Source organism: Tessaracoccus lacteus, from assembly GCF_029917005.1.
GTDB lineage: Bacteria > Actinomycetota > Actinomycetes > Propionibacteriales > Propionibacteriaceae > Arachnia > Arachnia lactea.
On the sequence record NZ_CP123967.1, the window covers coordinates 1,487,660 to 1,508,288 of the forward strand.

Genomic DNA, 20,629 nt, shown 5'->3' on the forward strand with positions numbered 1-20,629 from the left:
CCGTCGGCTCACCCGCCGGCCGGGGTGGCCCTCAGGCCGGCGGCGAGGTCGGTGATCAGCGAGCTGAGCCGCTCGACCTGGTCGACCGGCCAGTCGCCGAGCCCGCCGGCCATCATGTGCTCGTAGCTGACCCGCACAGCGTCGAGTCGGCGGGTGGCCTCTGGCGTGACGACGAGGCGCCGCACCCTCCGGTCCGCCTGGTCGACCAGGCCGAGACGCACGAGGTCGCTCACGTGCCGGCTGCACAGCCCCTTGTCGAGGCGCAGCCGCTCCGCGACGGCCGAGACCGTCGTCGGGCCCATCCGGTCGACCATGATGAGTGCCCGGAACGTCCCGACGGCCATACCGGGGCTGATCAGCTCCGCGGCGTGCGCGTAGAAGCGCCGGAACTCGGACATGAGGTCAAGGAGCGCGCCCTCGAGCTCCTTGACCGCCACGTCACGGTCGGTTGGGTGCGGGTTCATCTACCCATTGTCCACCGCGACCGCCGACTCCTCGGCGCGCTGACTGGTGGTCATCCGGGTCAGCGGCGCGTTCGGGAGGAAGGCGATCGCGAGGATGCTGAGCACCGCGAACGGCACGGCCAGCTGGAACGCGTGCGAGATGCCTTGCGCGTAGACGTCCTCGAAGATGACCCGGATCGGCTCCGGCATCTCGGAGACCTTGGGCACCGAGGTCGACTGGAGCTGCTGGCCCCAGTAGGCGGCCTTGTCGCCGAGGCTGGCGACCGCCTGCATGAGCTCGCCCTTGCGCTGGGTGAGCTGCTCGGTCACATGGGACGCCAGGCCGGCGCCCATCACCGTGACGCCGATGGTGCCGCCGAGACTGCGGAAGAACGTCACGCCCGAGCTGGCGACGCCGATCTGGGAGGGCAGGGCCCGGTTCTGGACGACCAGCACGAGGTTCTGCATCGTCATCCCGACGCCTGCGCCGAGCAGGAACATGTACACGGACACGAGCGCGAAGTTCGTGTCGTAGTGGATGGTCGACAGCAGGGCCGCGCCGGCCGTCAGCAGCACGCTGCCGACGACGAGATAGGGCTTCCAGATGCCATGCCTGGAGATGAGCCCGCCGACGACGATCGACGTGATGAGCAGGCCGGCGATCATCGGGATGGTCATCAGGCCGGCCTCGGTGGGGGTCGCGCCGCGGGAGAGCTGCATGTACTGGCTGAGGAAGACCGAGGCGCCGAACATGGCGATGCCGGTCGCGATCGACGCGATGACGGCGAGCGTGAAGGTCGCGTCGCGGAACAGCGTGAGCGGGATCAGCGGTTCGCTGGAGCGCAGCTCGACGATGACGAACGCGACGGCGCAGATCACCGCGCCCCCGACCATCCAGAGCGTCGTGGTGCTCCACCAGTCGTAGGAGTCGCCGGCGTAGGTGATCCAGATCAGCACGAGCGACACGGCCACCGCGAGAAGGACGATGCCGAGGTAGTCGATGCTCGCCTTCCCCGGGCGGCGCGGCGGGGTGTGCAGGGTGAGCTGCACGATCACGAGCGCGAGGATCGCGACGGGCAGGGCGACGAAGAAGTTCCAGCGCCAGCCGATGGAGTCGGTGATCAGGCCGCCGAGCAGCGGACCGCCGATGGTGGACACGGCCATGACGGCCCCGAACAGGCCCATGTAGCGGCCCCGCTCCCTGGGGCTGAGGATGTCGGCCATCAGGACCTGGCTGACGGCGGCGAGGCCGCCGGCTCCGATTCCCTGGATCGCGCGCATGGCGATGAGCATGGCGGCGCTCTGGGAGAAGCCGGCTGCGGCGGTGGCAAGCACGAAGATCACGATGGCCAGCTGATAGAGCAGCTTGCGGTTGGTGAGGTCGGCGAGCTTGCCCCAGATGGGCGTCGAGATTGCTGTGGTCAGGAGGGTGGCGGTGACCACCCAGGTGTAGGAGTTCTGGTCTCCCTCGAGGTCGTGCACGATCACCGGAAGGGACGTCGAGACGACTGTGGAGGCGAGCATGGACACGAACATCCCAAGGATGAGTCCGGCCAGCGCCTCCAGCACGCGGCGGTGCTCCAACGGAGTCTGGGTGGGGGCGCTTGAGGGCGCAGTGGTATCAGCTGACATGCAGGAAGGGGCTCCTTCGGTGAGAATGGGCGTGGTTGGCGTCACAGAAGAAATTGACCGGTCAATAGTTGACCGGCGTCAACCATATGCTCCGCCAAGGTCCAGCGCAACACGACTGCGCGGCCCCGGCCGTCAGGGCCTCAGGCAAGGTGTGCCCCCGTGGAATCAGGCCCCGGTGACGCCCTCGCGGAGGCGACTCAGGACATCGGGGCCTCCGACCCTCTCGATGACGTCCGGGTCGCCGACGACGATCAGCTTGTCGGTGGCGCGGGACAGGCCTACGTAGAGACGCTCCCTGCCGCGCTCGCGGTTGCCGTGCTCGTTCAGGCAGAGGACGACGGCGCGTCGTTCCATGCCCTTGAACCCGAGGACGTGCCCGTAGAACACGTCCTCCTCGGACCAGAAGTCCTCCCAGTAGGCCGCGAACCCGAGGGCCTCCTGCTGCTCCTTCTGCACCGGGTGCCTCGCGCCGGTGGTCAGCAGGGCGATGTCCCCCGGCCGCCAGCCCTCATCCATGAGGCGCTCGACCTGGTCGTCCGCGGCATCCAGCGCGTCGGCGACGTCCACCTCGACAAACTCGACCTCCGGCCCTTCTCCGCCACGCAGCACCATCGACGTCGGGGCGAGTGAGGCGAAACTCTGCGCGATCTGGCGGGTGTTGCGCAGGTTGTGGTCGAGGACCAGCGGCACCAGCGCCACCGATGGACGCCCGAAGCGGGCGAAGACCCTCTGCCTCTCGTCGCTGTAGGCGAAGATGCCCCCGGTCTCCTCGTCTCGGAGCGCGGCCAGCAGCGGCGTCCACCAGTCCTCCGCGAAGTCCTGGGCCTCGTCGACGATGAAGGCATCGAACTTCTGGCCGTCGGTGAGCGTCGTCGCGCGCTCGGCCATCAGCCGCGGCAGCGTGTCCTCCCAGAACTCCGAGTCGTCACGCGACCCGGCGATCTCGATCCCCCACGAACGCGCGAGGTCCTCGAAGGTGCCGACGAATGATGGCCGCTTGCCCCTGGAGCCCACTTCCAGGTGGCGCTTCAGGTGGTGCGCCAGCCCGTAGCTGTAGCAGACGACCGCCACCCGCTGCCGCTTCCCGGTCACCCGTCCGGCCGCCAGCTCGAGGGCCTGACTGATGGCGAGGACTGTCTTGCCGCTGCCCGCCGCGCCGCGGATCTCCATCCGGTTGAGCAGCCGCGTCACCTTCAGCAGGTTGGTCTGCTCCATGGTCAGTCGGTCGGCGAGCTCGGCGCGGTCCTCGGCAAGCGCCGACTCGTCCCTGGTGGGTAGGTGTCGCCCCCGGAGGATCTCCTGGATCAGCTCGACGTCGTCGCGCGTCGGCGGGCGCGCATCGGTGCGGTGCAGGGAGGTCGTGTCCCAGATCCGCTCGCCCAGGTTCTCGAGGTCGCCCTGCCCGGAGACCTGCCAGCGCGGGCAGTCCGGTGTGGCGAAGTTCGCGTCCAGCTCGGTGCGCGCCAGGACGACGTGGTGGCTCCACCTGATTCGCGTGCGCGACCCCCAGCGGGGATCGGACTCCACGTAGTTGCGCAGGGCGTAGGTTGCGTCGCGGGCCTGATCGATGGGGTGGATGCGTTCCTCGCGGTCATTCCGCTGGATCATCCACCCGCCGTCAGCGTCAGTCCAGACGTGGCTGCCCTTCACCTCGATGACGACGATGCCGGAGTCCGGCATGAGCACGACGAGGTCGGCCTCATGGTCCTTGTGCTGGTCACTGAGGCGGTAGTTCGCCAGCAGCACACAGTCAGGGCCGAGCTGTCTCCGCAGCTTCTGCCACACCTCCTTCTCGGAGGTCGTGGTGAACGCGGGCTGCTCGGGGACGCAGGTCGCCATGCGGGTCTCCTCGGGGACGATCGGCCGTCGATCGATTGTCTTCACAGGAGCGTATCGGGCCTGACGAGGGTCGGAGCCGGTTCCCAGATCCATTCCGACCAGGCGACCTACGGGGACTCAGCGGTTGGCAATGCCGGCCGCCACGCGCTCGGCGATCGCCGCGTGCCCCTCGTCGTTAGGGTGGGCGCCGTCGTCGGCAAGCAGGTCAGCGGACAGGACCGGTGGGTCGATCAGCTGGACGAAGGTGGCATCTATGGAGGCCGCGGCGGCCTGCACGACAGCCGACATGCCTATGACTGTGGGGCCGACCTCCCACGGCGTGGACGGGCCGACCACGATGATCTTCGCGTCGGGGAGTTCGGCGCGCAGTGCGCTCAGCGTCGAGTCGATCGCCGCCGTGACCTTCGCGCTGTCCTCCTTCCAGGCGTTGAAGTCGTTCTGGCCACCGGCGATGACGGCGATGTCGGCGTCGACGGGAAGTTCCTCGGCGATCATCTCCGGGTACGAGGGGCAGTACTCGAGCCCACAGCCGCTGACCCCCGCGGTGGAGACGTAGCCGGTCCCGCCGCGGCCGAGGTTGACCTCGGTCCAGCCCTCGTTGGCGGCAAGCAGCGTCGTCCATCGCACGGCCTTGCTGGTGGCGCCGACTCCCTGCGTGTACGAGTCGCCGAGGAAGACCGCCACAGGCCGCTCCCCCGCCGCGACGCTCATGGTTGGCGACGCCGACGAGGTGGCCTGCGTAGTCAGGGGGTTCCGGATCGCCACCGCAACCCCCCAGACAACGAGCCCGGCCACGACGGCCACGGCAAGGGCAATGATCCACTTCCGGTTGCGAGGGCCCTCCGACGAGCGTCGCGGCCCCCGACGCGACTGCATGTCCATGCGTCGAGACTAGGCCCGGATCGAGTTTGGGGGGCCGATTTCGGGGTGAGTGTCGCCTCCGCCGTGACACGCCGGCCGTACCGGTCTGCGGGCGGCTAGTGTGCCGAGCGTGATCAGTTCCCCGCAGACCGTCGCCCTCCTCGTGGACGCCGACAACGCGCCCTCCGCCAGCATCGACAAGGTGCTGGCCGACCTCGCCAAGGTCGGTGATGTCCGGATCCGCCGGGCCTATGGCAACTGGTTCAAGCCCGCGCTGCGGGCCTGGGACGCGGAGCTGACCAGCCGAGGCTTCCGGGCGGTGCAGCAGTCGGATCCGGTCAAGGGCAAGAACGCCACGGACCTCGCGCTTGTCATCGACGCGGTCGACATCTTCCACTCGCTGCGGCCCGACGTGTTCGCCATCGTGTCGAGCGACTCCGACTACACACCGCTCGCGAACTACCTCCGTGAGCGGGGCGCGATCGTCCTCGGCTTCGGCCGCGTCGACACGGCCGCGTCGTTCCGGGCTGCGTGCACGTCGTTCAAAGTCCTGGCGGGCAAGACGGAGGAGCCCGCCGCCCAGGCTGGCACGAAGAAGAAGGCCGAACCGAAGCGCGAACCCACCCTGAACGAGATCCTGGCGCAGGTGATCGCGCGGAATGCCGACAAGCAGGGCTGGGCGCGGGTCAGCACTGTCGCGAACCAGATCCGGCAGCAGCACGGGCAGTCCGCCAAGGACCACGGCAAGCCGACCTGGACGAAGGTGCTGAAGTCGCTGCCGGGCTTCGAGTTCCGCGACGAGGGGACGACGAACGTGGCGGTGCGGCTCCAGGCGAAGTGACTTGGGGCAGCGCTGTTGGCCCTGTCAGATGAGCCCCTGCGACCGGAAGGCGTGCCAGATGCCGTCGTCCAGGATGGCGCTCGTGGTCTCGTCGGCGGCCGACTTCGCGGCCGACGAGGCGTTGCCCATCGCGATTCCGACGGCGCAGTAGTCGAGCATCTCGAGGTCGTTGGACCCGTCGCCGATCCCGATCGTCGCCGCGTGGTCGATCCCCAGGTGCCCGATCACCGCCTCGATCGCGGTGGCCTTGTTCACGCCCGGCTGGCACAGCTCGCCCGAGAGATCGCCGAAGAGTGGGACCGTCCCGGCGATGATGTCGAGCTGACCTTCGAAGGCCGCCCGCACCTGGGACATCGACGTGTCGCCGAAGCCGACGAACGTCGCCTTCCCGACGCCCTCGCGCTCGAAGGGGCCGCGGTAGGCGAGGTTGCGGGCGAAGTCGCTGGCCATGAATCCGCCGTTCAGGCGCGCCTCCCGTTAGTGGACTGACCACAGGTCGCTCGTTGCTAGGGTTGCCCGCATGACTCGCGTACTCGTCACAGGCAGCAGCGGAAAACTCGGTCGGGCCGTCGTCCGACACCTTGTCAGCGAGGGGTACGACGTCCTCGCCACCGACCGCACCGCGCCCGCTCCCGGCACGCCCGGCACCTTCGTGCTGGCCGACCTCACCGACGCAGCCCAGGTGTTCGACCTCGTGACCGGCGTCGATGAGCGGGGCGGCCGCGTCGACGCGGTGGTGCACCTCGCCGCGGTGCCCGCCCCTGGGCTGGTGACCAACACGGCGACGTTCCACAACAACGTGCCCGCCACCTTCAACGTCTTCCAGGCCGCCCGCGTGGCCGGCGTGAAGAAGGTCGTGTGGGCCTCCAGCGAGACCGTGCTCGGGCTGCCCTTCGACGAGGAGCCGCCGTACGCCCCCGTCGACGAGGAGTACCCCGTCCGCCCCAACTCCACCTACTCCATGGGCAAGGCCGTCGAGGAGGAGATGGCGCGCCACTTCGCCCGCTGGGACCCGGAGTTGTCCATCATCGGGCTCAGGTTCTCCAACGTCATGGAGCCCCACGACTACGCGACCTTCCCGACCTGGCAGGGCGACCCTCAGGTGCGCCGCTGGAACCTGTGGGGTTACATCGACGCCAGAGACGGCGCCCAGGCGGTCCAGCGCGCGCTCGAGACGGAACTGCCCGGCTTCGAGGCGTTCATCATCGCCAACGCCGACACCGTGATGGAGACCGACAGCGCCGACCTGATGGCGGAGCTGTTCCCGAACGTGCCCCTGCGCGGCGTCGAGGGCACCCGGACCCTGCTTGGCATCGACAAGGCCCGCCGTCTCCTCGGCTTCGAACCACAGCACACCTGGCGCGACGAGGCGTAGCGCGGGAACCGGGTCCCTCGGAGTCCGCGCCAGGCGTCGTCGGCGATGAGCCTGGCGGGGCTAGAACTCCAACAGGTCCGCGTCAGGAAACTCGGTGTAGCGGGTGCCCTCACCATGCGGTGCGAGTTCCAGATAGCTCGGGGTGCCCCCGTCGACGAAGAGGAGGACCAACGCGTCGCTGAGGCCCGCGCCCAGGACCGCGCGTTCCGCTCCTGGGACTCCGGCAGGTACGGAGGCCGGGGCGAGAGAGACGCTGGGACAGTCTCCGCATTCACACACGGAGTCGACCAGGAGGCTGGGGACCTGGGTGCGCCAGGATTGTCGGGCAGCGGTGGTGGGCCGGGGTTCCCCGTCGAACGGCTCGGCGTGATCGATCATGGCCACGAGAACCAGCCGTTCTCTGCTGCTGAGTGGACGTGGCATGCAGGCGACTCTAGCCAGCCCCGTCGTGCCCACGGCGCCTCCGCTACACGCCGAGGTGCCGCCGGGCGGATCGCAGCAGCCGGTCCAGGAGGTCATCCGGGATCGGCCGGGCGACGGTGAACGTGACGCCCGTCTTGGAGCGCTTCAGCCCGGCGGCCGTCAGGGACTCGGCCTGCCCGGTGATGGCCTCGGCCGGCAGGTAGAGGCCGCACTGCCTGCTGAAGGCGGCGTATCCGACGACGGTGACGCCGGCGATGCTGAAGCCCGGCATGCCGTATCCCATGACCTCGTCGGCCTCCGGCAGGGCCGCAGCGACGCAGCCGCGCAGCTCCCGGAGGATCGGCCTGAACCGCTCCGGGGCCCGTGCGATGTACTCGTCGTGCGCTGATGAGACCCGCGCCACCTCGCCATCCTCCCAGACCGCCGGCACCCGACGTCCGTCACGCCGACAGCGATTTGCCAGTTCAGCAAGAATCGTTGCCTGCTGAGCCGGCGGGACCGACGATGACCGCATGGATGTGCAGCACTCTTCAGTCCTTGTGGGACTCGATGGTCGTCGGAGGCGGGGCGGCCGGTCTGTCGGCGGCCATGGTGCTCAGTCGCGCGGGCCGGCACGTCCTGGTGATCGACGCAGGCAGCCAGCGCAACCGGTTCGCCGCTCACATGCACGGCGTCCTCGGTCACGACAGCCGCTCTCCCCTCGATCTGGTCCGCGCCGGCCGGGAGGAGGTCGCCGCCTACGGGGTCCGGTTCCTCGACGGGGCTGTGGCAAAGGTCGGTGACGGCACGGACGGGGTGACGGTGACCACCGGTACCGGTCAGGAGCTCCGGGCCCGTACTCTCATCGTCGCGACGGGCATCACGGACGTGCTGCCCGAGGCGCCGGGGCTCGCGGACCGGTGGGGAGTGGACGTGCTGCACTGCCCCTACTGCCACGGCTGGGAGGTCCGCGGCCAGCGGATCGGGGTCCTCGCGACCTCCCCGATGAGCCTGCATCAGGTCCGCATGGTCCGCCAGTGGACCGACGATCTCGTGTACTTCGCTGCGGCAGCCGGACCCCTCGAACCAGCCGTTCGCCAGCGGCTGGCCGCTCGTGGCATCGAGGTGGTCGACAGCCCGGTGACCGGGATCGTTGTCGCCGACGACGCCCTCACCGGAGTCAGCACGGCCGACGGCCGGACCACGGCGGTGAGCGCGATCTTCACGGCCGCTCCTCTTGTCGGTCACGACGGTCACGCCGTCGTACTCGGACCACGCCGGTGAGCGCGCTCATAACCGCCGTTCCCCCGAGTCCCCACGACGGGTTCCTGGACAGTCTCGACCTGGCCAGGGCCGAGCCCATGCCCGGCGCCGGGATGACCCTCGCCGTGGCTAGCACGGGAAGGACGAGCCACCCCCGCATCTGGGACGTGGGCAACGTGCTCCCACCCGGCGCGAACGTCCCCATGTCCATGGGAGCCGCCTCCTTCACCGGCGGCGCGGTCAACGGCTGGCTCGTCGAGGACGCCTTCGACCTCGCGGTCGCGGGTCGGGTCGTTGAGCCTGTCGAAGCGCCCTGAGCACAGGGAAGGGAACACCCGCCCGGCAGACCTCTCGGCTCCGCTCGAGGCACCCCGAGAAGCGATGTGCTGAGCTAGTCGAAGTGCATGTGCTGAGCTAGTCGAAGTGCATGTCCTGAGCTAGTCGAAGTGCGTGTGCTGAGCTCGTCGAAGTGCATGTGCTGAGCTAGTCGAAGTGCTCGGCGACCCGGACTGAGCCTGACGAAGGGACCCGCGAACCGGATCGCTGAGCCTGTCGAAGCGCCCTGAGCGCAGCGAAGGGACCGACCCCGCCCCGCGCTACTGTGGCCGAGCGCGGCATACGGAAACAGGCCGCGTGATGTGGGCCAGGCCACAGTTGCGCACCACGACGACGCGCCAGACACCTCTCCACAAGCTAAAAGCCCGCTCTCGTCAAGCCGGCACCTGGTCCGCAGACTGCCGAGACGCCCTGAACGCAGCCGGGGAAGTCCGAAGCCGGTCCGACCTCTCGCTCCGCTCGAGGCACCTCGACAAGCGTGTGCTGAGCTCGTCGAAGTGCGTGTGCTGAGCTCGTCGAAGTGCATGTGCTGAGCTAGTCGAAGTGCTCGGCGACCCAGGATCAGTGGGGCGGTCAGCCGGTGTCCGGCTCCACGACGACGGGTCGTCGGGTGGCGGGGTCGATGACGATGCGCCAGCCGTCGCGGTTCTCGACTCCGCTGGTGCGGGTGGGTTCCAGTTTGGCGTGGTGGAACGGGCACACGAGCGCCAGGTTCTCCAGCGACGTCGGTCCGCCTGCCCACCACGGAACGATGTGGTGGGCTTCGCACTCGACAGCCGTGGCCCCGCAGCCGGGGAAGATGCAGCCCCCGTCACGGATCACCAGCGCCTGCCGGAGCGCGGGCGTGACCCACCGCTCCGACCTGCCAAGGTCGAGGATCTCGGAACGCCCGCCCAACACCACCGGAATCACCTCGGCGTCGCAGGCGATCCTTCGCAGCTCCCCCGCCGGGATCCTCTGACCGGACGCCAGGACGCCACCCGCGTACCCTTGGCACAGCAGTTCCTCGTAGCTGACGGTCACCACGAGCGTCGGCCGTGCCCGTGCACCGGGTGGGACAAGCGTCGGCTGCGGCGGCGCACCAGCCGATCCGGCCCCGGCCACGTCCTTCTCCGGCCGGGCGGGTGCCGCAAGCTGAGCGGCCACCACAGAAGCCTCGTTACCGGCCTCAGGCTCAACCGCGACTGCGGGAGCCTCAGCAAGCGCGGCAGGGTCAACGAACAGCGCAGAAACCTCATCACTCGACTCGGCGCGAACCTTCCCGGGACTGCCCCGGGTTTGGTTGACATCAACATCTCAGGTCCGTGAGGGCCTGGTGAGAGGATGCATGTCATGCCCAAGCCCCATCCGAAAGAGTTCCGCGATGATGTGATCGCGGTCGCCCGCAAGGGCGAGGCCCCGATCGGCCAGATCGCCAAGGACTTCGGGATCAGTGAGTCCTGCCTGCGCAACTGGCTGGCCAAGGCCGATCGTGTTGATGCCCCCGCCGCAGACAACCGCTCCGCAGCCGAACTACGGGAAGCCAACAAGCGCATCCGGCTGCTGGAGCAGGAGAACGAAGTCCTGCGCCGCGCCGCCGCCTACCTGTCCCGCGACATCAACCCAAAATGATGTTCCCCTTGGTCACCGACCTGGCCCAGACCAAGGGGACGCTCCGGGTGCCGGTCGCGGTCTCCTGCCGGGTGCTGGGCTTCTCGCGGCAGGCCTACTACCAGTGGCTCGCCTGCCCAGTCTCGCAGCGCGACTGGGACGATGCACACCTGATCAACGCCGCCATCGACCTGCATGCCGAAGACCCTGGTCTGGGTTATCGCCTCATCGCCGATGACCTGCCCGAGATGGGCATCACCGCTGGTGAGAACCGAGTCCACCGGCTCTGCAAGCTGCAGCGGATCCGTTCGTTCCACTCGGTCAAGAACGGGTCATGGAAGAAGCCCGGGCCGGCGGTCCACGATGACCTGGTGCAGCGCCAGTTCCATGCCGAGGGGCCTAACCGGTTGTGGTTGACCGACATCACCGAGCACCGCACCAGCGAGGGCAAGCTGTACCTGTGTGCGGTCAAGGACGTCTGGTCCAACCGCATTGTGGGGTACTCGATCGACACCCGCATGAAGAAGCGGATCGCGATCAACGCCCTGCGCATGGCCGTCCAACGTCGCGGACCAGTTGCTGGTTGCATCGTCCACTCGGACCGAGGCAGCCAATTCCGAGCCCACACCTATGTGGCCGAGTTGAAGGTCCACGACCTCACAGGTTCCATGGGCAGGGTCGCCTCAAGTCCCGACAATGCCGCCATGGAGAGCTTCTTCGCGCTGCTGCAGAAGAACGTCCTCAACCGCCACCCGTGGACCAGCCGGGCCGAGCTGCGGCTGGCCATGATCACCTGGATCGAGAAGTCTTACCACCGCCGACGCCGCCAACGGCGTCTCGGCAAACTCACCCCAGTAGAGTTCGAAGCAGTCCATCACACGACCACACAGGCCGCCTGACCCACCCCTAGAAATCTGTCAAGCAAACTGGGGGCAGTCCCCCCTGTCACGACGGCGACCAGTGCGTCGGCCTGGCGCTGCTGCCAGGTAGGAGTCAGGTCCCGGTGTCGCTGACGGCGCTCGGCCCGCTTTCGATCCGCGACCTCCGCGGTGATCGCGTTCACCACGATCTCGGCCTCGAGTACAGGCAGGGAGCCCTTGAAGAACCAGGATCCAGGATGCTCGGGATCGGGCGCGTAGACCAGGTGACGACGCTGGAGCGCCCGCTCACGCTGCCGACGCAGCTGGGCGTCGACCTGCGCGGGAGTCGGCAGCAGTTCCGGCGCCACCGCCTGCAGCACCTCGTCATGGGTCTCGGCCACCTGCCGCGGGGTGGCCGAACGCGCCTTCTCCAGCAGGAACCCGCGGGCGCTGGCCCGCTGCTCCTCGGTCAGCGCGAGGGGCAGCCGCCCGAGCGCCTCGCCGACGCTGACGGCATGGCCCGGGCTGAGGGTCCCGTCCACCACGGCCCTCGCCACGTCGGAATGCCGGGCGATCCGCCCCGCCTGACCCACCTGACGGCGAGCCTCACTCCGGTCGAGGTGCTCCTCCCTGCCCAACAGGCTCGAGAGCTGCGTCCCGCTCACCACCTCCGCCGAGCCGCGCTCCTCGGCCTCCGAGATCAGGCATGCCTCCAACCCGGCCAGCCGGTCCTTCGCGCGACGCACCTGCCGCAGCAGCTCCAGCCGTTCACGGTGGTCGATCCCGGTGCGCTGGGAGTGATCGATGGAAGAAAGCGCGCCGTCGATCGCGACCAACGCCGCGCTCGTCGACAACTGCTCATCCCCCATAACGCGAGGCTACGGACCCCCACTGACAGTTTCTGAACGACCTGTGTCGATTCGTGGCGCATTCACTCACGGCGAACAACCTCGGCTGAATCCCCTTGCCAACGGCCACATGGATAGCAGCGAGGCCGCCACCGGAGTCCGGCGGAGGCCTCGGCGGCTGTGCGGTGTCGCGTCCGACCTCAACGGTGGTTGCCTCGTCGGCTCTGGGGACCGACGATGTCTGCATGGAGCATTCTTCGATGGCGTCGGGCTCGATGGACGTGTGGACCGGATGAGGCGCGTCGAGGTCGTCATTCGCGGCCGGGTGCAGGGCGTCGGCTTCCGGTATCACTGCCGCAGCGAGGCGCAACGCCTGGGCCTCGTCGGCTGGGTCCGCAACGAGCCGGATGGCACGGTGCGGGCCGAGTTCGAGGGGCCGGACGATGCCGTGGTGGCGATGGTCAGCTGGTCTCGGCAGGGGCCGGACTACGCACGCGTGACGAGCGTCGAGGTGAGGGAGATCGCGCCGACTGGCGGGAGCGGATTCACCGTCGGCTGACCGGTACCGCCCACCGCGTATTTCGCACAGATCCGCACAGTTGTCGGAGGTCGTCGGCATACTCAGTGTCAGGTCAAGAGTCGCGGCCCCAACTCCTCGGGGTGGTCGCGCAGCAACCGGGGCCGCTCCGGTGCTTCCCGAGGAAGACCCGGCCCCGGCAGACAGCTGAGGTCAAGCGGCCTCGTCCCGACGAGGCTCGGAGACGAGGAGATCCCTCCATGACCAGACTTCCGCTCCGCCCCGGGCATGGCACCTTCCCCGACGACCAGATCCCCAACCCGTCGATCCCATCACGGCACTGGGCGCGGGTCGACGGCGTCGTCCGACGACCCCACGCCGAGAGCGTCGAGGATTCCTACCGCTCGAACATCGTGCGCCTCTGGCCGGCCGGGGCCTCGGTTGGAGCTGTCGACCTCGTCCCTGGCACGGCATCCCCCTCCTCCTCACCGTCCGAGGTGTTCGGCACCGGCTGCCGGGAGGCGTTCATCATCGCCGGGACCCACGCGGCCGGGCGCCTGACGAGCCGCGAGGACGACGACGCCACCCTGCTCGGGCTCAGGTGCTTCCTGGGCTTCAACGAATGGCGGTGGTCCCCCACCGTGACCACATCCCCCGACCGCAGCTGGGTCGAGCCGGGGGCGCTCATCCGGGGCGTGCCGGAGGACGAAGTGGCGGATCAGGCCGCCTACCACGGGCAGGCGGTGATTCTGCGCTGGGACGCCGATGGGCTCGCCCCTCGCGCCACCATGCAGGGAGTGAATGTGGGTGACCCGACACCGACCCCCGTCGCGCTGGTCCCGGCGCTCATCGGCTGCCCGCTCCGGCGGGGCGCCGACGGGGTATGCAAGGCCCACGGTGGCGGATGGACCAGCGGATCACGTGAGGCCTACCTGGCGTGGAGGCTGCACCGCTCCCTGCTCCTGGACGCCTTCGGCTGCGGCGTGTGCCAGGGGGAGGGCCCTCAGGGACCGGACAGCTCCGAACACTTCACGCCTTCGCGTGAAGGTGGCTGGCAATGGGGTCCGCCCCGGGTGGTGCGAGGAGAAGAGTGATCTCCCTACCCGGGGCGGACCGGATCGCCGCGACGCTGCGGCGGCTTCTCAGAGGCCGTCGGTGAACAGCTGGTGCTGGCGCCAGACGGCGGCCGGCACCTTCGCGCCCATGCGGGCCAGGAAGACCTCGGTGTCGTCGGCCTCGGCGCCCAGCGCTTCGGCATCGAGCGCGTAGAGCGCCTCCCAGTCCTCGTCGCTGACGTCGGCCGCCACGTGGTCGATCGCGCCCTCGACGGGCACGAGGCCGTAGAGCGAGTCCTCCGCTTCGGCGCGACCTTCGATGCGCTCGGTGATCCAGGCCAGGACGCGGGAGTTCTCCGAGAAGCCCGGCCAGAGGAAGCGGCCGTCCTCGCCGCGCCGGAACCAGTTAACCTGGAACATCAGCGGCGCGGCGGCGCCCAGGCCCTCCCCCACGTTCAGCCAGTGCTGCCAGTGGTCGGCCATGTGGGTGCCGGAGAACGGCAGCATCGCGAACGGGTCGCGACGCAGCTCGCCCAGCGTCCCCTCGGCCGCGGCGGTGCGCTCGGAGGCGAGCGTCGCGCCGATGTAGACGCCGTGCTCCCAGTCCCGGGCCTGCGCCACAAGAGGCACATTGGTCGCGCGTCGCCCGCCGAAGATGATGGCGTCGATCGGCACGCCGGCCGGATCGGCCCAGGTGTCCGCGATGCTGGGGCACAGATCCGCCGCGACGGTGAAGCGAGCGTTGGGGTGGGCGGCCGGCTCGTCGGAGTCGGGCGTCCAGTCCCGGCCCTGCCAGTCGGTCAGGTGCGCGGGCGCCTCGTCCGTGAGGCCCTCCCACCACACGTCGCCGTCGTCGGTCAGGGCGACGTTGGTGAAGACGGTGTCGCCCTTGATCGTCTCGATGGCGGTGGGATTGGTGGAGTAGCCCGTGCCAGGAGCCACGCCGAAGAAGCCGGCCTCCGGGTTGATGGCGCGCAGCCGGCCGTCGGGACCGGGGGCCATCCAGGCGATGTCGTCGCCGATCGTCTCGACCTTCCAGCCGGGCATCGAGGGCCGCAGCATCGCGAAGTTCGTCTTCCCGCAGGCGCTCGGGAAGCCAGCGGCGACGTGGAAGGACCTGCCGGCGGGGTTGGTCACCTTGAGCAGCAGCATGTGCGCCGCCAGCCAGCCCTCCTTCTCCCCGATCTTGGAGGCGATGCGGAGCGCGAAGCCCTTCTTCGCGAGGATCGCGTTGCCCCCGTAGGCGGAGTCGTAGGACCAGATCTCCAGCGTCTCGGGGTAGTGCACGATGTACTTGGTGTCGCTGCACGGCCATGCGACGTCGACCTCGCCCGGGGCCAGCGGCGCCCCGACGGTGTGGACGGCGGGCACCCACTCGGTGTCCGGGCCGATCTGCGCCAGCGCCGCGGCGCCCATCCGGGTCATGATCGAGGTGCTGATCACGACGTACGGGGAATCGGTGACCTGGACGCCCAGGCGGGCAAGCGGGCTCCCGACGGGGCCCATGGAGAACGGCACGACGTACATCGTCCGGCCCCGCATCACCCCGCGGAACAGGCCGCCCAGCGTCTCGCGCATCTCGGCGGGCGGCGCCCAGTTGTTGGTCGGGCCGGCGTCGTCCTCATGCTCGGAGCAGATGAACGTCCGCGACTCCACCCGCGCGACGTCGCTCGGGTTGGAGCGGGCCAGGTAGCTGTTGGGGCGCTTCTCGGGGTTGAGCTTGATGAGCGTGCCGGCGGCGACGGACTCGTCGATCAGGCGCTGGCGCTCCTGGGGTGAGCCGTCGCACCAGACGATCTGGTCGGGCTCAGTGAGTTCCGCGATCGAGGTCACCCAATCGATGACACTGGAGTCTGCGTACTCGGGTGCGGTCTCGGTGTATGTGGCGATGGCGGTCATGGGTCTCTCCAACCTGGTAGTTCGCGTCGTTGTAGAACTGGGTTGTCTTCACCATAAGGAACTAATCCGACCTGAATCCCAGATGATGAGGGTGAAATTGGGCCGATCTTCACATAGTGTGAACCCCGTGACAGATCTCTCCACTCTCGGGCACCGCATCAGGCACTTCCGCGTGAAGGCGGGCATGACCCTTGAAGAACTCGGAAACATCACAGGAACGGCCCCCAGCCAGCTCTCCATGATCGAAAACGGGCGACGCGAGCCGCGCCTGTCTCTGCTGGAGGCGTTGGCGTCGGCGCTGGGTGTGGCGGCGTCGGATCTCCTGGAGGGCGAGGCTCCGTCTCCGCGTGCCGCGTTGGAGATCGAACTTGAGAGGGCCCAGGCCGCGCCCGCGTACCGGGAGCTCGGCCTGCCGGTCCTCCGACCGTCACGGGGCATGTCCGACGCGGTCCTCAGCACCATCGTCGGGCTGCACCGCGAGCTCGGCCGCCGGGCGCGCATGTCGATCGCCACGCCGGAGGAGGCACGCCGCGCCAATACGCAGCACCACGCCATGATGCGGGCGAAGAACAATCACCTGCCCGAGATCGAGGAGATTGCGGAGCAGACCACCAACGGAGTCCGGCACACCACCGGCGCGCTCACGCACCGCAGCGTCGCGGAGATCGCCAAGCGGGTGGGGCTGACCATCGTGCACACCAGCGACCTCCCCCACTCCGCCCGCGCGGTCGTCGACCGCGAACATGGGCGCATCTACATCCCGCCCGTCTCGATTCCGGGCGGCCACGGGCTGCGCTCACTGACGCTGCAGGCGGTGGCGAATACGGTCCTGGGACACCAGGCCCCCGTCGACTACGCCGACTTCCTCAGGCAGCGGCTCGAGGTCAGCTACTTCGCGGCAGCCTGCCTGATGCCCCGGGCCGCCTCGTTGGAGTTCCTGGAGCAGGCGAAGAAGGACCGCAACATCGCCATCGAGGACTTCCGTGACACATTCGGAGTCACCCACGAGGCAGCGACCCTGCGGTTCACCAACCTCGCCACCCAGTACCTCGGCATTACGCTGCACTACCTGCGCGTCGACGGCGGCGGCGCCGTGATGGCCGCGTACGAGAACGACGGCCTCCCCCTGCCGCAGGACGCGACCGGGTCAACGGAGGGCGAGATGGTATGCCGGTACTGGAGCGCCAGGAGAGCCTTCGCCAGGACGACGCGCACCAGCGAGCACCACCAGTACACCGACACCCCGGTGGGCACGTTTTTCGAGTCGACGCAGACCGGCACCGGCACCACCGGGGACTTCTCCATCACGCTCGGCGTCCCCTACGCGGAGTCGAAGTGGTTCCGGGGTCGGGAGTCGCAGCGGCGCGAGAGTTCCACGTGCCCGGCCGCCAGTTGCTGCCGACGGCCTGAGGACGGGCTCATGGAGCACTGGCAGGGACAGGGCTGGGCCTCACCCAGGGTGCGCAGCCACCTGTTCGCTCCCCTGCCGCACGGTACCTACCCGGGCGTCGAGGACCGGGAGCTGTACGAGTTCCTCGAGGCGCACGCCGGCGACTGAGCCTCGAACCGTCCCCTGTCCACGTGGGGGGCTCCGAGGCTCGCCGCGGCGTGGAGCCGGGCGTACGCGCTGCCCGGTTGCTGAACCAGCTCGGCGTGGGTGCCGCGCTCGATGACGCGCGACAGTCACGCCAACCGCCAACGACGCCTCCACAGTCGTGACGCCCGTCGCGATCGCACGGCAGAACTGCCGCTGCACGACCCTGGAGGGATCAGGCCGTCATCGCTGATCTTCTTGCTCCATTCCGCCAACGCCACCGTTGAACCCCTCCGCAATCAAGGAGTTGCGACGACCAGTTGAATCCGCCTTGCGATCCGCGGTCGGAGTGGACGATTGAGCCGGCGAAGTCTCCGCGGCGGGCCACGGCACTGTCTAGTGCGTTCACTGCGATCCGGGACTTCATCCTGGAGTCGATCGACTAGCCGACGATCCGGTTGAATTTGACGTCCTTGATCGCAAACAGGTAGAGCTTGCCTTCGGCGGTCCTGTGTTCGGTGATGTCGGTCAGCCAGAGCTCGTTGGCCGCGTTGGCCGAGAAGTCGCGCCGCCCGATCGAATGGGCCCTACGCCGCGTCGCCGGCAAAGCCGGCGCCACCGACGTGAACCGCGCAGGCCGCTACCCGCACCGCCACCTGGTCACCCCGATCAATGGACCCCAGGGCAACAGTCAGACACGATGGGCGGCGCGGCGGAAGCTGGCCCTCAACCTGTCTGGCCGGCGTTCAGGGCGCTGGTGTAACGCGACGCGTCCTACTCGGCCTTGTTCGCCGCCTCGATCAGCGCGCTGTGCGGTGGCGTCGTTCGTTCACGCCTGTGGTCGGTGGTTGTCTACCAGTCGTACTTCTCGGTGTGTATTCGCCCAGACGACGCCCCCGCGGCCCGCGCCTCGGCTACGACAGAGTCGATGAAGCCGGCCGGACCGCAGACGTACAGGTCGGTGTCTGCAACGTTCGGGATCAACTCCCCGATCGGCGTCTCGGCAGCGGTGGCCGGAACCCAGCGGCCGGGCGCACGCTGCCCGGTGAGAGAGATCAGCCGGGCTCCCTTGCGTTGGCAAAGACGCTTGATCTCGTCGAGCAGGTAGAGCTCGCCGGGCGTCGAGGAGCGCAGGATCACGGTGACGTCGCCTGGGGCGAACCGGGCGTCTTCGAGGATCGCGCGGATCGGAGTGATCCCAATTCCGGCGGCGACCAGGGCCATGCGGCGGCCCGTGCGCCGGGAGGCGGTGAAGGTTCCGTACGGGCCTTCCACCATCACCCGGGTGCCCGGGCGCAGCCCCTGTAGTTGGGCGGTACCTCGGCCCAGCGTGCGTACGGTGACCCGGAGTTGATCCCTCCTGGGCGCGGCGGACACGGAGAACGGGTGCTGGTGCCACCACAGGCCCTTGGCGAGGAACCGCCAGTGCAGGTACTGGCCGCCCTGGATGCCGAGCCGGTCGAGCGAGCGTCCGGTGAACTCGATGCTGTAGGCGTCGGGTCCGGCCGTCCGGACCGCGGCGACGCGGATCTGGTGACGCAGCGACGTCACGAGCGGGACGAGAAAGCGGAACACCAGCAGGGCCGCACCGGTGACCACCAGGATCGCGATCCAATAGGCGCGCTGCCAGGCGCCCTGCGCCAGCAGCCCGCTCATGGAGAACATGTGTGGGATGGACAGGCCGACCGCCGCGTAGCTGACCAGGTGGATGGCGTGCCAGACCTCGTACGGCAGGCGGCGCCGCGCCGCCACGATCGAGGACAGCACGACCACCAGCAGCGTCGTCATGCCGGCGACGGCGAGAATGAAGTCGGTGCCCTCGCCCCAGAGCAGACCGAACTCATCCAACCAGGAGATGCCATCCATCAGGGAGTAGCCGACAAGGACGAACACGGCGTGGACGCCGAGACCCGCGACCACCCAGTCACCCAGCTTGGAGTGCAGCGCCGTCGCGCGGGGCTGCCCCAGCGTCTTGTCGATGAAGGGAACCCTGGCCGACAGCAGCAGCATCAGCAGCAGCGCGTTGGTCGCGGTGAGGCCGGCGATGATCCCGACCGCGGTGAGCGAACTGCCCAGGTTGCTGAACCGCCCCAGCCCGTCCTCGGCGAGGAACAGCACGACGCACATAGCCATGCTCAGCCAGCCGGTCGCGGTGAGAGCCACACTGCGCAGCCTGCGCACCCGGGCACCCCGCGCGAGGTGGACGGAATCGGCCCACGGCTGGCCATCGACGGTAGCGGCGGGCACGGTGGTGAACGAGCTCATGAGTTCAGCGTTACGGAGCTTCTTGTGCGGTTTCTGTGTGCGGCCTTCGGGCGGGTTGTGGGTCCCGATGATCGGCCCGGATCCCGAGTCGGCTAGGGTGCCGCCGTGAAGGACAGCCGGTCGACGCAGCGCAGGGTCTCCCAGGGCCTGTACCACCCGTTACTGGGCACGAACGTGGAAATCAAGGTGGTCGCCGATGCCGCTGACGCAGCGGCCGCGCAGACGGCGGCGGAGGAGGCCGAACGACGAGCGCTGGACGAGATGGAGCGCTTGCAGGCCGTCTTCACCGTCTTCGATCCGGACAGCGAACTGTGTCGCTGGCGGTCTGGGCGAGTCGAGGAGGCGTCCGTGGAGCTGACTGAAGTGCTCGAGGCCGCGCAGCACTGGTGGGCAGTCTCGGGTGGGGCCTTCCATCCTGGCGCAGCGCAGCTACGGGCACGCTGGCTCCGGGCGGAGGCCGAGCAGCGGCTGCCCGCCGCGACGGAGCTGGACGTGCTGGCGGAGCGACTGCGCGAACTGCCGTACCACTGCGCGGCAGGGATCGTGGTTCGCACGGGCGACTGCTCGGGGCTGGATCTGAACGCCATCGCGAAGGGGTACATCGTCGACCGCGGGGTCGCGGCTGCGGGTGCGGTCGCGGGTGTGGTGGACGTGCTGGTGAACGCGGGGGGCGACCTGCGCCACGCTGGGGTCACACCGATCAGGGTGGGCGTGGAGGATCCCCGCTCCCCCGGTGGTCGGCCGATCAAGCTCATCGAACTCCGCGATGGCGCGATCGCGACCAGCGGGCCCGTCCACCGAGGATTCCGGATCGGCGATGAGTGGTTCGGGCACGTCCTCGACCCCAGAACGGGTCACCCGGTCTCGGACCGTCCCTCCACCACCGTCCGGGCGGACGACGCGATGACTGCGGACGCGTTGGCGACGGTCGTGGGCGTCCTCGACTGGGCGGAGGCATCCGCCGTGCTCATGCATCTGTCCGGGATCGGGGCGCTCGCAGTGCTGCCGTCCGGCGAAGTGCGCAGCCTTGGCCTGCCGTGACCATCCCGAGGTGCACGGCTCCGCTGAG

20 protein-coding genes, 1 pseudogene and 1 riboswitch are annotated in these 20,629 nt (G+C 68.9%); of the genes and pseudogenes, 9 read left to right on the top strand and 12 right to left on the bottom strand.

From position 1 onward, the window contains the following. Positions 1 to 8 precede the first annotated feature (8 nt). The 4 genes from QH948_RS06835 to QH948_RS06850 all read right to left on the bottom strand — a co-directional run bounded on the left by QH948_RS06835 (position 9) and on the right by QH948_RS06850 (position 4,796). Positions 9 to 464, bottom strand: a complete 456-nt coding sequence (locus QH948_RS06835) for a MarR family winged helix-turn-helix transcriptional regulator (RefSeq protein ID WP_281146075.1) — start codon at positions 462 to 464, stop codon at positions 9 to 11. Continuing rightward, positions 465 to 2,075, bottom strand: coding sequence for an MDR family MFS transporter (locus QH948_RS06840; RefSeq protein ID WP_281146076.1), 1,611 nt, complete (start codon positions 2,073 to 2,075; stop codon positions 465 to 467). 165 nt (positions 2,076 to 2,240) lie between these two features. Continuing rightward, on the bottom strand, positions 2,241 to 3,914 hold the full coding sequence (locus tag QH948_RS06845; protein WP_281146077.1) for a nuclease-related domain-containing DEAD/DEAH box helicase: 1,674 nt from the start codon (positions 3,912 to 3,914) through the stop codon (positions 2,241 to 2,243). A 117-nt stretch (positions 3,915 to 4,031) separates the two neighbouring features. Next, positions 4,032 to 4,796, bottom strand: a complete 765-nt coding sequence (locus QH948_RS06850) for an SGNH/GDSL hydrolase family protein (protein WP_281146078.1) — start codon at positions 4,794 to 4,796, stop codon at positions 4,032 to 4,034. Positions 4,797 to 4,905: 109 nt separating this feature from the next. Here QH948_RS06850 and QH948_RS06855 point away from each other — a divergent pair, with 109 nt between their 5' ends. After that, the gene (locus QH948_RS06855) at positions 4,906 to 5,616 is read left to right on the top strand and encodes an NYN domain-containing protein (RefSeq protein WP_281146079.1); all 711 of its coding nucleotides are present in this window, start codon (positions 4,906 to 4,908) and stop codon (positions 5,614 to 5,616) included. A 24-nt stretch (positions 5,617 to 5,640) separates the two neighbouring features. Here the strand turns inward: QH948_RS06855 and QH948_RS06860 are convergent, their stop codons facing one another. Further along, on the bottom strand, positions 5,641 to 6,066 hold the full coding sequence (locus QH948_RS06860) for an HAD family hydrolase (RefSeq protein ID WP_281146080.1): 426 nt from the start codon (positions 6,064 to 6,066) through the stop codon (positions 5,641 to 5,643). Positions 6,067 to 6,136: 70 nt separating this feature from the next. Here QH948_RS06860 and QH948_RS06865 point away from each other — a divergent pair, with 70 nt between their 5' ends. Beyond that, the gene (locus tag QH948_RS06865; protein WP_281146081.1) at positions 6,137 to 6,991 is read left to right on the top strand and encodes an NAD-dependent epimerase/dehydratase family protein; all 855 of its coding nucleotides are present in this window, start codon (positions 6,137 to 6,139) and stop codon (positions 6,989 to 6,991) included. A gap of 60 nt (positions 6,992 to 7,051) precedes the next feature. On the opposite strand, the gene QH948_RS06870 is transcribed toward QH948_RS06865, so the two are convergent. Together QH948_RS06870 and QH948_RS06875 are read right to left on the bottom strand one after the other, a co-directional pair. Beyond that, positions 7,052 to 7,414, bottom strand: a complete 363-nt coding sequence (locus QH948_RS06870) for a hypothetical protein (protein ID WP_281146082.1) — start codon at positions 7,412 to 7,414, stop codon at positions 7,052 to 7,054. A gap of 43 nt (positions 7,415 to 7,457) precedes the next feature. Next, the gene (locus tag QH948_RS06875) at positions 7,458 to 7,817 is read right to left on the bottom strand and encodes an iron chaperone (protein ID WP_281146083.1); all 360 of its coding nucleotides are present in this window, start codon (positions 7,815 to 7,817) and stop codon (positions 7,458 to 7,460) included. Positions 7,818 to 7,930: 113 nt separating this feature from the next. On the opposite strand from QH948_RS06875, the gene QH948_RS06880 reads away from it, so the two are divergent. Then, on the top strand, positions 7,931 to 8,677 hold the full coding sequence (locus QH948_RS06880; protein WP_281146084.1) for an FAD-dependent oxidoreductase: 747 nt from the start codon (positions 7,931 to 7,933) through the stop codon (positions 8,675 to 8,677). Next, positions 8,674 to 8,973, top strand: a complete 300-nt coding sequence (locus tag QH948_RS06885) for a hypothetical protein (protein WP_281146085.1) — start codon at positions 8,674 to 8,676, stop codon at positions 8,971 to 8,973. Before QH948_RS06880 ends, QH948_RS06885 begins: the two co-directional genes overlap by 4 nt. Positions 8,974 to 9,565: 592 nt before the next feature. On the opposite strand, the gene QH948_RS06890 is transcribed toward QH948_RS06885, so the two are convergent. After that, positions 9,566 to 10,138, bottom strand: coding sequence for an HNH endonuclease signature motif containing protein (locus QH948_RS06890; RefSeq protein ID WP_281146086.1), 573 nt, complete (start codon positions 10,136 to 10,138; stop codon positions 9,566 to 9,568). A gap of 186 nt (positions 10,139 to 10,324) precedes the next feature. On the opposite strand from QH948_RS06890, the gene QH948_RS06895 reads away from it, so the two are divergent. After that, a protein-coding gene (locus QH948_RS06895) for an IS3 family transposase (RefSeq protein ID WP_438874087.1) occupies positions 10,325 to 11,481 on the top strand; the annotation gives its coding sequence in 2 pieces (ribosomal slippage) (positions 10,325 to 10,589 and positions 10,589 to 11,481; 1,158 coding nt in all). On the opposite strand, the gene QH948_RS06900 is transcribed toward QH948_RS06895, so the two are convergent. Further along, positions 11,457 to 12,311, bottom strand: coding sequence for a DUF222 domain-containing protein (locus tag QH948_RS06900; protein ID WP_281146087.1), 855 nt, complete (start codon positions 12,309 to 12,311; stop codon positions 11,457 to 11,459). The genes QH948_RS06895 and QH948_RS06900 overlap by 25 nt on opposite strands. 271 nt (positions 12,312 to 12,582) lie before the next feature. On the opposite strand from QH948_RS06900, the gene QH948_RS06905 reads away from it, so the two are divergent. Both QH948_RS06905 and QH948_RS06910 read left to right on the top strand, forming a co-directional pair. Then, entirely contained in the window at positions 12,583 to 12,849 is a 267-nt protein-coding gene (locus QH948_RS06905; RefSeq protein ID WP_281146088.1) for an acylphosphatase, read from the top strand. A gap of 71 nt (positions 12,850 to 12,920) precedes the next feature. Beyond that, a riboswitch (SAM riboswitch) is annotated at positions 12,921 to 13,033 on the top strand. A gap of 34 nt (positions 13,034 to 13,067) precedes the next feature. Further along, the gene (locus QH948_RS06910) at positions 13,068 to 13,901 is read left to right on the top strand and encodes a DUF3293 domain-containing protein (RefSeq protein ID WP_281146089.1); all 834 of its coding nucleotides are present in this window, start codon (positions 13,068 to 13,070) and stop codon (positions 13,899 to 13,901) included. A gap of 48 nt (positions 13,902 to 13,949) precedes the next feature. Here the strand turns inward: QH948_RS06910 and QH948_RS06915 are convergent, their stop codons facing one another. Further along, positions 13,950 to 15,761 carry a phosphoenolpyruvate carboxykinase (GTP) gene (locus tag QH948_RS06915; protein ID WP_281146090.1) on the bottom strand — a complete coding sequence of 604 codons (1,812 nt, stop codon included), beginning with the start codon at positions 15,759 to 15,761 and terminating at the stop codon, positions 13,950 to 13,952. Positions 15,762 to 15,888: 127 nt separating this feature from the next. On the opposite strand from QH948_RS06915, the gene QH948_RS06920 reads away from it, so the two are divergent. After that, positions 15,889 to 17,319: a helix-turn-helix domain-containing protein gene (locus tag QH948_RS06920; protein WP_281146091.1), complete on the top strand. Its 1,431-nt coding sequence runs from the start codon at positions 15,889 to 15,891 to the stop codon at positions 17,317 to 17,319. 307 nt (positions 17,320 to 17,626) lie between these two features. On the opposite strand, the pseudogene QH948_RS06925 reads toward QH948_RS06920, so the two are convergent. Then, positions 17,627 to 17,863: pseudogene (locus QH948_RS06925) on the bottom strand (DDE-type integrase/transposase/recombinase); the annotation flags it as partial. Between the two features lie 284 nt (positions 17,864 to 18,147). Next, a complete protein-coding gene (locus QH948_RS06930; RefSeq protein ID WP_281146092.1) occupies positions 18,148 to 19,560 on the bottom strand; it encodes a ferredoxin reductase family protein in 1,413 nt (470 codons plus the stop codon). Between the two features lie 105 nt (positions 19,561 to 19,665). On the opposite strand from QH948_RS06930, the gene QH948_RS06935 reads away from it, so the two are divergent. After that, on the top strand, positions 19,666 to 20,601 hold the full coding sequence (locus tag QH948_RS06935; RefSeq protein WP_281146093.1) for an FAD:protein FMN transferase: 936 nt from the start codon (positions 19,666 to 19,668) through the stop codon (positions 20,599 to 20,601). Positions 20,602 to 20,629: the final 28 nt, after the last annotated feature.

Bases quoted from the DNA above. Each gene is read 5' to 3' on its own strand.
- QH948_RS06860 (WP_281146080.1), bottom strand. From the start codon at position 6,066: ATGGCCAGCGACTTCGCCCGCAACCTCGCCTACCGCGGCCCCTTCGAG.
- QH948_RS06915 (WP_281146090.1), bottom strand. From the start codon at position 15,761: ATGACCGCCATCGCCACATACACCGAGACCGCACCCGAGTACGCAGAC.
- QH948_RS06905 (WP_281146088.1), top strand. From the start codon at position 12,583: ATGAGGCGCGTCGAGGTCGTCATTCGCGGCCGGGTGCAGGGCGTCGGC.
- QH948_RS06900 (WP_281146087.1), bottom strand. From the start codon at position 12,311: ATGGGGGATGAGCAGTTGTCGACGAGCGCGGCGTTGGTCGCGATCGAC.
- QH948_RS06845 (WP_281146077.1), bottom strand. From the start codon at position 3,914: ATGGCGACCTGCGTCCCCGAGCAGCCCGCGTTCACCACGACCTCCGAG.
- QH948_RS06865 (WP_281146081.1), top strand. From the start codon at position 6,137: ATGACTCGCGTACTCGTCACAGGCAGCAGCGGAAAACTCGGTCGGGCC.
- QH948_RS06930 (WP_281146092.1), bottom strand. From the start codon at position 19,560: ATGAGCTCGTTCACCACCGTGCCCGCCGCTACCGTCGATGGCCAGCCG.
- QH948_RS06870 (WP_281146082.1), bottom strand. From the start codon at position 7,414: ATGCCACGTCCACTCAGCAGCAGAGAACGGCTGGTTCTCGTGGCCATG.
- QH948_RS06880 (WP_281146084.1), top strand. From the start codon at position 7,931: ATGTGCAGCACTCTTCAGTCCTTGTGGGACTCGATGGTCGTCGGAGGC.
- QH948_RS06835 (WP_281146075.1), bottom strand. From the start codon at position 464: ATGAACCCGCACCCAACCGACCGTGACGTGGCGGTCAAGGAGCTCGAG.
- QH948_RS06910 (WP_281146089.1), top strand. From the start codon at position 13,068: ATGACCAGACTTCCGCTCCGCCCCGGGCATGGCACCTTCCCCGACGAC.
- QH948_RS06850 (WP_281146078.1), bottom strand. From the start codon at position 4,796: ATGGACATGCAGTCGCGTCGGGGGCCGCGACGCTCGTCGGAGGGCCCT.
- QH948_RS06840 (WP_281146076.1), bottom strand. From the start codon at position 2,075: ATGTCAGCTGATACCACTGCGCCCTCAAGCGCCCCCACCCAGACTCCG.